We start from the raw sequence: 12797 nt of genomic DNA on the forward strand, positions 1-12797 counted from the left end.
CTATGAGCAATCCTCAACTGCACGTTGGGATCACGCTCGAGGTTAGACCAGCGATCCACTCCAGCCGAACAACTGTCTTTGCGGTAGCCAACCCGCGCATATCAGACTTCGACAACGCGTCGACAACCGACACGCTCGCCACCAACCAACAGATTCATCCGGGGCCACCCGAGGCGGACGTCCCTCGACGACGGTCCTGGACGTCCGCCTCCTGCTGCCCTCTTGACAAATCTGCGTCCATATCAGTTGATCAGGCCGGCGCGGGAGAGGAACGTCTTCGCGCCGTCGAGGCCCTGAACGTCGCTGAAGCTGGCCATCACCCCGGTCGAGCCGTTGGCGTACCAGATCGAGTAGGTGCCGGCGTAGCCCGGACCGTCGATGTGGGCGGCCGCGGTCCGCGGGATGTTCTCCACGATCTCGTTGTCGGTCGAGGTGGTGTCGTTCTGGAAGCCCTGCCGGATCCCGAGGACCCGTTTCTTCGCCTCGGCGGCGTCGACGCTGAGAATGATCGACTGGTAATCCTGGTCGGAGATGCCGGCGGTCGACGCGTTGCCCTCTTTCAGGGTGCATTGCATTTCCAGGCCACCGTTCTCGGTTTCGCCGCTGGTCTTGCAGTCCTCCAGATCTGATCGCAGTGACGCCGGAAGCGCTGCCAGCACAGCGTCTTTCGTGGTCGGAACCTGCGTGTTTCCGGTGCCGGAGGCGCCGACCTGTTCCGCGTTGGCGGTGTCCCCGGCCGCGGCGGTGTCGGTGGTGGCCGGCGGATCGGCGGCGCTCTGGTCGTCGCCGGTGAGGGTGATCGCCCCGATCCCCCCGACGGCGATCAGCACGGCGGCGGCCGCGGCGCCGATCACCGCCCACTTCTTCCGGCCCGCACCCGATTCCGCCGCCGCTGTGGGGGTGGGGGTGGGGTGCCAGGCCGTGGTCGGCCGGTCCGGGAGGGATGCGGTCGCGCCCGGCCCGCCCGGGCGTTCGGGTGCAGGCGTCGGCGGGGTGGGGTGGGCGTACCGAGACCCAGTACTGCCTGCGGCGGCGGTGGTGCCGAGGCCGCGGACGATCGGGGCGGCGGCCGCGATCGCGCCCTGCGCGACGACGGTCTTCGGGTCGTCGAGGGTGGCGATCGGCCCGAGTGCCTTGAGGTGGTCCTGCACGATCGGGATCCGGGAGGACCCTCCGGTCAGATACAGCGCGTGCAGCCCGGTGGGGTCGGTGACGTGGGCGTCGGCGAGGGTGGCGCGGGTGAGGGTGACAGCCTTCTCCAATGCCGGGGTGATGAGTTCCTCGAACTCCTCCCGGGTGATCTGAAACTTCTCGGTGTGCCCGCCGCCGGCGACGGTGATGGTCGCCGACGGTGCCTCCGAGAGCAGTTCCTTGGCGCGGCGGATCGAATCGTCGAGGGCGTGCCGGATATCGATCGGCGCCGACCGCAGGTAGTCACCGAGTTCGGAGTTGCGGGCGTCGAGTTGCTCGTCGACCCACCGGCGGATGTAGGCGTCGAAGTTCTTCCCACCGAGGCCGTTGTCGCCGCGCGCGGCCACCACATCGAAGGTGCCGTGATCGTTGGCGGCCAACACCGCGATGTCGAGGGTGCCGCCGCCGAAGTCGAAGACCGCGATCTTCGCGCCCGGCGGCAGGGTGTTCGACCGCGAATAGTAGTGCGCCGCCGCCCGCGGTTCGGACACCGTGGTCACCTGGGAGGGGTCGAGCCCGAGTTGGGCGGCGGCGTCGAGGAGTACCTGGATCTCGCGGGGGGACCATGCCTCCGGGTGGGTGAGCACCAACTGGGCGGGGGCCTGCCCGGCGTGCGCGGCGCGGGCCCGGGCCATCACCGAGTCGAGGACCGCGGCGACCGGCACCGACGAGGGGATTACGTAGCCGTTGACGTTGACCACGCCCTGCCCGATCACCCGCTTCGGGGAGGGCAGGTAGGCGGCGGGGTTGGTTTCGGCGCGGTTGGTGGCGACGTCGCCGACCGCGATCTGGTGCGGGGATTCGACGAACACCGCGGAGGACATGGTGGTGCGGTTGTGGCTGAGCTGCAGTGCTTCCACCGCGCCGCTGACCGCGCCGGTGTGGGCGGCGGCGGTGTTGGAGGTGCCGAAGTCGATCCCCAGCAGCCAGTCCGGCCTAGACATTGATCCCCCTCGTGATCGAACCCCACGGAATGCGCGCGGCGGCCGGTGCGGCGCGGTCGCGCCCGGGCATCATGTCACGGCAGCGTGGCGGCGGGGGCTGCGGCGTTCGGTGGAACATCACGGGTCGGTCCTTCCACAAGGGGTTCTCGGCGGGTGATGGTTGGATGCACGCCGCGGGCGAAAGGTTCCCGCCGATGAGCACACACCCCGATCGCACGGCCCGCTCTGGGGTTGGGTCTCAGGTGGCGGCGAGGGCGGCGTAGGCGTGCTGCAGCACGATCAGGGCGGCGTCCTCGGCCGCGGTCAGCGTCGACAGCGCCTGGGTGTGCGCCCAGGTCAGCTTCTGCTGCGCCGCCACCCGCACCTGGTCCGGGCCCGCACCTCCCGGGAGGCCGAGCTGCCCGGCCGGGGTGTGGTGTTCGAGGAGCCGGCGCAGTTCGGTGGTGACCGGGGAGCGGGGATCGGCCTCGAGCATGGACTTGAGGTGCTCGAACAGCACCACGGTGCGCAGGGCGGGGTCGCGGCGCAGCTGGTCCACGACGCCGCGGATCTGGTCCCGGGCGGGGTGGGTGAACGCGAGTTGATCGAGTTCGCGGATGATCCGGCTGGCCCGATGCACGGCGGCGAACCGGCCCAGATGCTGCGAGAGCACCCCCCGCAGCTGCGGGATCCCCGAGTGCGCGGTCAGCCAGTCGTTCAGGGCGGCGGCCCCGTGCGCGGCGACGTCGCGGCCCGCGGCGATGCCGTATTCGCCGAGCAGATCGAGGAGCCGATCACGCACCGCCGCGGGCACCACGGTGGGGGTGTCGGTGTCGAGGAGGTCGAGCACCTCGAGCGGCCCGTATCCGGTCAGCGACGCCAGCGCGCGGGCGTCGGTCTCGGTGAGCGCCCCGGTGTGGGCRGTTTCGGCGAGCAGCCCGGCGATCGGCATCACCGTCATGACGGTGTCGGCGAGCCGGTCCGCCAGCACCCGGGCGTGGGCGATCGCATGCTCGAGCGGATTGCGCTGCCCCAGTGCGCCTTCCCCGAACCCGTCGGCGCGGGAGAGGACACCGAGGGTGTTCAGCGGGGTGAAGCCGAGTTGTTTGAGGAAGGAGATCTCGTCGGCGCGGGGGGCGGAGTCGAACAGGAACACCGCGGCGTCGGCGTCGACGGAGGCGGTGCGGGTCTGCTCGTACCCGTCGATGAGGACCCGGCGGGTGCGGGCCTCGTTCTCGGCGGTCAGCGTGGCCAGGCCGGGGGTGTCGACCAGGGTGAAATCGCGGATCGCCGCCGAGGGCAGCCACCGATGCAGGTAGGCGACCTGCTCCGGATCGACCCCGAGGTCGGTGGTGTGCCCGCGGGACAGGTGCAGCGGGCGGCGGGAGCCGTCCAGCAGGACCACCTCGGCGCGGGAGGGGGCGCCGTCCTGGTAGACGGCGACGATGCTGGTGGCCTCGAGGGCGGCGGTTTCGGCGACCGGCGCCCCGATCAGGGCGTTGACCAGGGTTGATTTCCCGGCCTTGAGTCGGCCGACGATCACGATCCGCGGCGGGGACCAGAGGATCTGACCGATCCGGTTGGCGTGCGCGGCCAGGTCGGGGGCCAGGCCCGCGAGCGCGTGCAACGCCCGGTCCAGGCCGGCGCGCACCGGATCGAAAGCCGGCGCGGTGGGGGTGGCGGTCACCGGAGACCACCTTCTGGGTCGGCGGAGGGTGTGGTGTGCGTGGACAGTTCGGCGATCAGGGCTTCGGCGCGGGTGATGTTGTTCTCAACGACCCGCAGGTTGTTCTGCAGGCGGGTCAGTTTCTTCTCCCGGGTGGCCTTGTCCGCCCGGGCGACGTCCTCGGCGTCTTTGATCTGCGCCTGCAGGGTTGCGATCGAGGCTTTGACGTGTTCGCGGTAGCGGATCACAATTTCCGGGCGGGCAAGCGCCAGGGTGGATTCGAGCATCCGCGCGGTGGTGGTCTTCGTGGTCGCGATCGTCTCCCGCAACCAGGACAGCAGGTTCGTCTTCCCGGCGCGCATCGCCTTGAACCCGAGATTGAATCCGACCCAGGCGACTCCGACGACCGCCCCGACGCCCATCATCGCCGAGACCCCGATCAGGCCGCCGAGCATCGACGAGCCCATCACGCCCATGGTGATCATCGACGGGTCGAGCAGGCCCTGCCGTTTGCCGGCGACCTGGTGGGTTTCCAGGGTGCGGTTCGACAACGTCGCGAGGACCTGCTCGGAGATCTCGTGCCAGATGACCTCGGAGGCGAATCTCGGTTGCACGATCTGGGTGTAGAGCTGCTCGAGGAACAGGTTGACCGACCCGGCCATCGCCGCCTGGAAGTCGCGTTCCATCTCGGCGGTGAAATGCTGCGGGTTCCGCCGCAACACCGCCATCCCGTTCTTGTTGATCCGGGTGGTCCACTTCTGCCGGATGCCGTCGAGGCGGCGGTCGAGGTCGTCGGTGGCGTGCTGGCGGATCAACGTCAGATCCCGTTGCAGGTATTGCTCCCACTGCGTCGAGTGGTCCTTGAGGCCCTGCAGTTCGGTCAGCTGCGCGGTCAGATCCGGGATGACCTCACCGCTGCGGGTGATCGCCGAGATCTGGGTGTGCATGTCCGTCGCCAACGTGCGCAGCCCCTCGACCGCGGTCCGCAGCCCGGTGATCGCCGGAAGGTGTTCGGCGATGGCGAGTTTCGAACCGATCAGCTCGCGCAGCGGGGCGATCCCGGACCGCGCCTCCGCGTGGTCGCGCTGCGGGCCCGGTGCCATGTCCGCGGCGATCACCGCGCGCAGACTCGACACCCCCAGCACCGGGACCTCCCGGCCCAGGTGCCGCGCCAGCAGTGCCCGGTTTTCGTCGACGATCGGACGCCAGCGGCGGATGTTCTTGTCGGTCTTGGTGACCACCACGATCAGTGATTCCACCGCGGACCCGGTCTTGTCGATGAACGCCATCTCCGGTGCCGTCAGCGGGGTGGTGGCATCGCACACGATCACCAGCACGCAGGCCTGCGACGCCGACGCTTCCGCCAGGACCGCGTAGGACGGATCCAGCCCGCCGACTCCGGGGGTGTCTATCACGGTGACATCGCCGAGGCGGCTGCCGGCGACCGGGACGATCGCCCGGGTGGGCAATTCCGCGACCCGGCTGTCGGTGACATGGGCGCCCTCGCACGAGACCCAGTCCGCCAACTCGTCATGTCGGATCTGCTCGGTGCGGCCGGGGAACAGGATCTGCGCCGTCCCCCCGGGGTGCTCGGCGGTCGCCTCCCCGAAGCTGATCGTCGTGGACGTCGTCACGTCCACCCCCACCGGGGAGGCGCCGCGCCAGCCCACCAGCGCATTGACCAACGAGCTCTTGCCGCGTTTGACCTCGCCGACCACGACCACCGACCGGGTCTGCTCCACGGTGTGGGCTCGCTGTTCGGCGAGATCGCTGATCGCGTCGTACCCGAAGGGGCGCAGGATCTTGCCGGTGATCGAGGAGAGCAGCACCTCGGCGCGCTCGCGCGGCGGCGTCTCGGCGGCCGGGGAGGCAACAGTGGCCGGTTTCCCGGTGTGGGCTGCGGTATCCACGCCCTTCTCCCCTTTCCGGTGGTCGACCTGTGTGCGCCCGGGGTGTTGGGTGCCGTCGAACCCTAGCGCGGCCGGGCCGGCACCTGCACCGCCAGCCGACCGCCCCCCACAGCGGTGGGTGTGACGGAGGCCACCTAAACGGTGTGGGAACCTTCCTGACGGTCGCGGCCTCCAACTACCAAGACCACACGCTCCCGCCCGGCGACGCCGACACCTGCGGGGGTGAGACAGGGAAGGGACCGACATGACGATGAGGACCACCACGTGGATGCCGGCGGCGGCCGTGCTCGCCGCCGCGGTGCTGTTGGCCGGCTGCACCAGCACCGACACCACCGCCGAACCCACCGGCAAATCCGGCGGAGACCAGGCCGCGACCGCGAGTGTCGATCCCGCCGCCCTCGACACCGGCAGCTACCCGACCAGCCCGGCCCCCGAGTTCGGGCGGGCCACCCAGGACACCATCCTCGACGTCGACGGGCAGCGGCTCGCCGAGTTCACCGTCGTCCCCTTCGAAATCGACCCGGAACTGACGTCGGTGAAGATGCCCACGATGGTGATGCGCAGCGGCAAGAACCTCGGTGTCGTCCTCAGCGACGCCGCCGGGGACATCGCCCACAACCACCAGATGCTCTACGGCTACGTCTCGACCGCGACCACCCCCACCACGAAAACCACCGACCCGTCCCGGTCCGTCGTCCAGGCCGTGATGCGGTTCAACAACCCCGACGACGCCGCCGCCACCGCCCGCGACATCCACCAGAACCTGCTCACCGTCGACGACGGCACCGGCCTCGAGACCGCCGAAACCATCGACATCCTGCCCAACACCCTGGTCTCGACCGGACAGACGAACTTCAATGCCGGACCCGAGATCTCGGTCAACGCGTTCACCCCGCACGGCGACTACCTGCTCTACACCTGGGCAAAAGCCCCCGCCGCCGACAAGGACTGGACCGCCAAGGCCGTCGCGAAGTCCCTCCAACTGCAAGAACCGCTGATCGACCAGTTCCCGGCCACCCCGACCCGCGCGCAGAACGGCGGCCAGTCCGCGGAGCTGCCGATGATCGACCAGGACAAGGTCCTGATMTACGCSMTCCCCGAAGAMGACGCCCAAGCCCAACTCGGCGACGACATGGCCGCCTACGGGCCCCGCGGCATGGCGCACCGCTCCACCAACCCGCCGCTGACCTACAATGTCCTCACCGCCGCCGGATCCGACCACAACGCCGTCTACAAGACCACCGTCTACCGGGCCAMAGACGATGCCGGCGCCGAGACGATCCTCACCGAGTTCTACAACGACCTWCTCGCCGAAGGSTTCACCGCAGCCCCCACCCCGCMGGGYCTRCCCGACGCSAAATGCGCCACCAAGGACACCGTCAACGGCACCCAGGACTACTGCATGGTCGCCAACGGSCGYTAYGTCGGCGAAGCCAGCGGCACCGACAACAAGAAGGACGTCGATCAGCAGATCTCCGCGCAGTACCTGATCCTCGAACACGCCGACCAGAACGCCGAATAACCCCAACCCGGACACAACTCACACCACAGCGCCGTGTGGCTGTGGCCTCGCCAMCCCGCGGCACGGCCACAGCCACACGGTCCGGGTGTCGGGGAACGACGTCGAGAACAACCGGCGCAGATCTCCCGACATCGATCGCCCTTCGAGGGACGCCCACCGACCACGGTCGGACCCCGCGCAAGCCCGTACGCTCCGGGAATGGTGTCCCACCCCGCTGCCCCACGCAGTGGCCGTCACCCGCCCGTCTACCAGGACCGATCCATGAACATCCCCTGCTACCGTCTGACGGTGCGCTCATTTCTCAGCAGTCGTGGCCCGTTGTACTGGAACCGGATCCAGCACGAAGCCAGCGACCGATGGCTCACCGACGGCAGCCGCGGACTGCGCGGCATGACACGCACACCGCCACCGCTGAGCGATCATGAGTGCGCCACCCTGGTTGCGGCGCTCGTCGAAACAACCGGCGGTAAGTGGCCGGCCACACCGTCTCGAATCGCCCGACTCCTCACCAGACTCGACATCGACGGCAACGCACCGGACATGGCACGAACAATCCATTCGCTGATCGCCGACCCCGACTGGCCCACCCGCGCACTCGAAATCGAGTCCAGTGCCACCGAGTGGTGGCGCCAGGCATCGGTCTGATGTGACAGCCCGCCATCGGGATTCCCCGAGGACGGGCATGTCCATCGCCCGAGCGATGATCGCCCTCGCGGAGGCCCGGGGTTGAGATCGGCGCACTGCGGCGCGTCGGTACGAGTCGAGTTCTTGCCGGGGCACTCCCCCAGCAGGCTGACTCCGCCCCCGCGTGCTGGCGTACCCGAAGCAGGAATTATCGTCCGCGCCCGGGGGTCTGGCCGGCGCAGTCGAGCACAAAGCAGGGATGGACCTTCGTGGTTACCCCAGCGATCACCCGCACGGGCCGCGTTCGGTCGCCGGTGTGACGTCGCCACGTGCTGACCTCGAATCGCTGTGTGCGCGAGCGTAGTCCTGCCGCGAAGGTACGTGCCTGCCTTCGTGCGCGCGAGCGGGCAGGAAAATGTGCGTCCATGCGTTGGCGGACCTTCTTGCCGAATCGTCAAAACGATGGACGTACTTTCGACAATGCCAAGTTGGACGACGTGCGACGGTGCTCGGAAGGGATGCGATATCGATGCGCACTACCCGGTCCGCCACCTCTCCCCCTGCAGCTCTACCGCGTTTTTCCTCCGCGACCATCCTTGTACTGCGATCCCGGACGGTTAGCCCGACCAACTTCTGGCCGATGTGGCGGCGCAGGTCCTGCCGTATCAGCGGGTGCGGGAGATCATTGTCGTCGACGCCCTGCCCACCAGCGCCGCGGGCAAGACACTCAAGAACGAACTGCGGGCTCGCCTCGACGCGGCCCAGTCCAACGCCAGCGGGTAGTCGGGCCACCCGTCTGCACTGAGGTTCATCGGCCGCTGCGACCCGGCGAGGGTTTGCAGCGGCCGATGTCGTTGTGCGATTTAGGGTCCGACCCGATGCATTCTGGGCCGAACACGGCAAAGGGAGGGGCCACCCCGTTCGGGTGGCCCCTCCCTTCGTCTGAGTTCGCCGCGGTGGTCAGCCGAACGTGCCGCCTTCTTTCGCCAGGCGGACCAGCAGCGGCGCCGGCTGCCAGCCGTCGGGATTGTCGGCGATCAACTCCGCGAGCACCCGGTCGAGACCGACCTGGTCGGCGTAGTACATGGGGCCTCCCAGGTGCCGGGGGAAGCCGTAGCCGGAGACGTAGACCACGTCGATGTCGGACGATCGCTGGGCGATGCCTTCGTCGAGGATGCGGGCGCCCTCGTCGACCAGGGCGAACACCAGGCGTTCGGCGATCTGCCGATCGCTGGGACGTTCGTCTTCGGCGATGCGGGGGCGGAAACGCGAGAGCATCTCCTTCACGACGGGGCTCGGTACCGGGTTTCGCCCTCCGTTCGGGTAGTCGTACCAGCCGGCGCCGGTTTTCTGGCCGAAACGTCCCATCTCGCAGAGGGTGTCGGAGATGGTGTCGTGCGGCATGTCGGGGTTCTCGGCGTATCGGCGTTTGCGCACAGCCCAGCCGACGTCGTTGCCGGCGAGGTCGCCCACCCGGTAGGGGCCCATGGCGAACCCGAAGGATTCGATCGCGTTGTCGATGTCCTGCGGAGACAGGCCCGACCGGAGGAGTCGACCGGCCGCGTCGCGGTAGCTCTGTAGCATCCGGTTGCCGATGAAGCCGTCGCAGACCCCGGACACGACAGCGGTCTTGCCCAGGCGGTAGGCGGTGCTCATCGCGGTCGCGAGCACGTCGGGTGCGGTTCGGGCGCCGCGGACCACCTCAACGAGCTTCATGACGTGGGCGGGGCTGAAGAAGTGCAACCCGACGACGTCCTCGGGGCGTTCGGTAACGTCCGCGAGTTCGTCCACGTCGAGGGTGGAGGTGTTGGTCGCGAGAATCGCCCCCGGTTTCATCACGGCATCGAGGCGGGAGAACACGCTTCGTTTGACATCCCAGCTCTCGAAGACGGCCTCGACGACGAGATCGGCGTTCGCGCCGTCGTGCAGGTCAATGCTAGTGCGCAAGCGGAGCAGTCGCGTGTCCTTCTCGCTCGAGCTCAGTGCTCCCTTACGTACTCGGGAGTCGAAGATCGCGGCGATGGTCCGGCGACCGCGTTCGAGTGCATCCCTGGTGGTGTCGATCAGGGTGACGGGCAAGCCGGCGTCGAGGAAGTTCACGGCGATGCCGCAGCCCATGGTGCCGGCACCGATCACGACAACCGTCTCGATCGGGCGGGTGATCGTGTCCGCGGGCAAGTCGGGGATCTTGCGTGCTTGGCGCTCGGCGAAGAAGACGTGACGGAGACCGGCTGACTGTGTGCCTTCGACCAGTCGCAGGAATGTGGCGCGCTCTTCGGCGATGGCGTCGTCGAACGGTGTGGTTGCCGAACGGGTAACAAGGTCCAGCGCGGCGATCGGGGCCTCGAGGCCTCGGTGCTTGGCTCGTAGGGTCGCGCGCATCTCGGTGAGCTGGTTGTCACCGATCTGGTCGGCGGGGGTGAGATCGCGCAGGCGGGGTAGGGGGCGAGTGTCGGCGATCCGGGCTGCGATCTGCACGGCGTGTACGACGATGTCACCGTCGTACACACCCTCGAGCAGTCGCTGCCCGGGGATGTCGGCGAGCTCTGCTGCTGTCTTCGACTTTCCGGTCGTGATGAGGTCGGCGGCTGCGGTCATGCCGATGGCGCGTGGAAGCCGTTGTGTGCCTCCGGAACCGGGGACGAATCCGAGATTCACCTCCGGTAGGGCGAGGGTGCTCCGCGGTGTGGCGACCCGATAGTGCATCGCCAGAGCCAACTCGAGGCCACCGCCGAAACACGTGCCGTCGATGGCGGCGACGATCGGTTTCGGGGACGCGTCTATTTCGCCGATGATCTCGGCCAGCGTGGGTGCGGCCGTCGAACGGGGGGTTCCGAATTCGGTGATGTCGGCTCCGGCGGAGAAGCAGCCTGCTCGTCCGGTCACCACCACGGACCGGATGGCGTCCGAGGCCAGTGCGTGCCGTACTTCACGCAGCAATTCGGTGCGGATCAGGTGTCCGAGGCCGTTGACGGGTGGATGATCGATAGTGACGACGGCGACGTTGCCGTCGACACGAGAAGTCACAGGCATGGGTATTCCTTCGTGGTTGGGGCAACGAGGCGGTGCTCGTCACCTACCGGTTCAGCGTCGTGGAGCGGGCTGGTATTGCGCGATCGCTCGGACGGTCTCGGGGTGGGCAAACAGGTCGGCGAAGACGTCGACGCTGGCGTCGATGCCCTCCTGGAGGCTGTTGTTCAGCCACGTCTCGAACAGTCCCTTCTGCGCGGCCATCACCTGTGGGGTGTACGAACCGAGCTGCTGCGCGAGCGCCAGCGCGGTCTCGCGCAGATCACTGATGTCCACGATGCGGTTCGCCATTCCGGTGTGGGCGAAGTCGGTCAGCGAATACATGTCGCCGGTCAGGATGATCTCCTTGGCCTTGGACAGGCCCACGTACTGGTGCAGCAGTGCAGCGTCGACCACGGACGGAATACCGAGCTTGACCTCGGGCAACCCGAACTGCACATCGGGATGCGCCACGCGCAGATCACACGCGAGGGCCATTTCGAAGGCCGCACCGATGCAGTAGCCGTTGACCATTGCCACGGTGGGCACCGGGGACAGCCGAATCGCCCCGACGCAGTCGCGTACCCGGGAGATGCTGTCGCGGGCACTCTGCGGTGTGGCATCGGCGAACGTTTTGACATGCATCCCAGCCGAGAAGGCCCGGTCACCTGTGCCGGTGAGGATGATGGCCCGCACGTCCGGACCTGCCGACTGGACGCCGTCCGCGATCACGTCCAGGTCTTCCACCTGCAGTGCATTCCGGATCTCCGGCCGGTCGAGGGTGATCCACCGGATTCCGTCCTCGTCGCGGATCAGGGGTAGCCCCATAAGATGCTCACTTTCTTTCAGAAGGATGGGTTAAGCGAAAAGATAACTCGGGGACAGGTTTTCGACCTATATCCCGGGTGTGACCGTCAGGCCTGCGAGACGGTCCGCAATGGTGCGCTCGGCGTCCCCCACGATGCGCTGCACCAGATCGGCGACGGAGGGAATGTCGTCGATGAGGCCCTGCACCATGCCGACCGTCCAGATACCGCGCTCAGGGTCACCGAATTCATAGACTTCACGACCGCGGGCACCGGCAACCAGTTCACGCACGTCCTCGAACGTTCCGCCCGCGGCGAGGGTTTCTACGACCTCCCGGCTGACGTGATTGCTGGTTACCCGAGAGGTGTTGCGCAGAGGTCGGAAGATCAATTCGGTGTCCCGCTCGGTGGCGGCCACGATCCGGTCCTTGATGTTGCGGTGGATCGGCGACTCGACGGTGCACATGAAACGGGTCCCCATCGAGATGCCGTCGGCCCCCAACGCCAGCGCGGCCACCAGTCCTTGGCCGGTGGCGAAACCACCGGACGCCAGCATCGGCACCGTAATAGACCGTGCGGCCTGCGCGATCAGCACAAGCCCCGGGATGTCGTCCTCGCCGGGGTGACCGGCACACTCGAATCCATCGATGCTGACACCGTCGACACCGCTCGCCTGCGCCTTGATCGCGTGCCGCACACTAGTGCACTTGTGCACGACCTTGACCCCTCCCTGTTGGAAAGCCGGCAGGTGCGGCGACGGGTCTCGGCCCGCGGTCTCCACGACCGGGACACCGGACTCGATGATCGCCTGGCGATATTCCGCATAGGGCGGCGGATTGATCGCCGGCAACATGGTCAGATTGACCCCGAAGGGTTTGTCGGTCATATCCCGGCACCGCTCGATCTCCTTCACGAGGGCTTCCGGTGTCGGCTGGGTCAGCGCAGACAGGAACCCGAGCGCGCCGGCATTGGCGACCGCAGCGACGAGCTCGGCACGAGCAACCCACTGCATGCCACCCTGGGCAATCGGATACTGGATCCCGAAGGCTTCGGTGAATCGAGTACGCAGCATCATTCGTCTCTCTCTCAGGTGACCCCATGAGGGGCACCAGGTGCGACAACACCGTTGGACGTCGCCAGCCGGTG

The 12797-nt window shown here is 67.9% G+C and carries 9 protein-coding genes; 3 read left to right on the forward strand and 6 right to left on the reverse strand.

Translation table 11 applies throughout. From position 1 onward, the window contains the following. Positions 1–242 precede the first annotated feature (242 nt). The 3 genes from AC1DWT_RS32885 to AC1DWT_RS32895 form a co-directional block, all read right to left on the reverse strand. Positions 243–2135, reverse strand: a complete 1893-nt coding sequence (locus AC1DWT_RS32885) for an Hsp70 family protein (protein ID WP_477923849.1) — start codon at positions 2133–2135, stop codon at positions 243–245. Between the two features lie 238 nt (positions 2136–2373). Continuing rightward, positions 2374–3801 carry a GTPase gene (locus tag AC1DWT_RS32890; RefSeq protein WP_477923851.1) on the reverse strand — a complete coding sequence of 476 codons (1428 nt, stop codon included), beginning with the start codon at positions 3799–3801 and terminating at the stop codon, positions 2374–2376. After that, a complete protein-coding gene (locus tag AC1DWT_RS32895) occupies positions 3798–5690 on the reverse strand; it encodes a dynamin family protein (protein WP_477923853.1) in 1893 nt (630 codons plus the stop codon). Before AC1DWT_RS32895 ends, AC1DWT_RS32890 begins: the two co-directional genes overlap by 4 nt. 244 nt (positions 5691–5934) lie before the next feature. On the opposite strand from AC1DWT_RS32895, the gene AC1DWT_RS32900 reads away from it, so the two are divergent. From AC1DWT_RS32900 to AC1DWT_RS32910, 3 genes are all read left to right on the forward strand, one after another. Further along, complete coding sequence (locus tag AC1DWT_RS32900) at positions 5935–7212, forward strand: DUF7373 family lipoprotein (protein WP_477923855.1); 1278 nt, start codon at positions 5935–5937, stop codon at positions 7210–7212. A 261-nt stretch (positions 7213–7473) separates the two neighbouring features. After that, positions 7474–7857 carry a hypothetical protein gene (locus AC1DWT_RS32905; RefSeq protein WP_477923856.1) on the forward strand — a complete coding sequence of 128 codons (384 nt, stop codon included), beginning with the start codon at positions 7474–7476 and terminating at the stop codon, positions 7855–7857. Between the two features lie 621 nt (positions 7858–8478). Next, positions 8479–8619, forward strand: coding sequence for a hypothetical protein (locus tag AC1DWT_RS32910; RefSeq protein ID WP_477923858.1), 141 nt, complete (start codon positions 8479–8481; stop codon positions 8617–8619). A gap of 177 nt (positions 8620–8796) precedes the next feature. On the opposite strand, the gene AC1DWT_RS32915 is transcribed toward AC1DWT_RS32910, so the two are convergent. From AC1DWT_RS32915 to AC1DWT_RS32925, 3 genes are all read right to left on the reverse strand, one after another. Then, positions 8797–10869 (reverse strand): 3-hydroxyacyl-CoA dehydrogenase NAD-binding domain-containing protein, encoded by a 2073-nt coding sequence (locus AC1DWT_RS32915; protein WP_477923859.1) that lies wholly within the window; start codon positions 10867–10869, stop codon positions 8797–8799. A 51-nt stretch (positions 10870–10920) separates the two neighbouring features. After that, a complete protein-coding gene (locus AC1DWT_RS32920) occupies positions 10921–11673 on the reverse strand; it encodes an enoyl-CoA hydratase/isomerase family protein (RefSeq protein ID WP_477923861.1) in 753 nt (250 codons plus the stop codon). Positions 11674–11739: 66 nt separating this feature from the next. Then, on the reverse strand, positions 11740–12741 hold the full coding sequence (locus AC1DWT_RS32925; RefSeq protein WP_477923887.1) for an NAD(P)H-dependent flavin oxidoreductase: 1002 nt from the start codon (positions 12739–12741) through the stop codon (positions 11740–11742). Positions 12742–12797 lie beyond the last annotated feature (56 nt).

The sequence above is a fragment of the Rhodococcus sp. P4_B6 genome, from assembly GCF_056402215.1.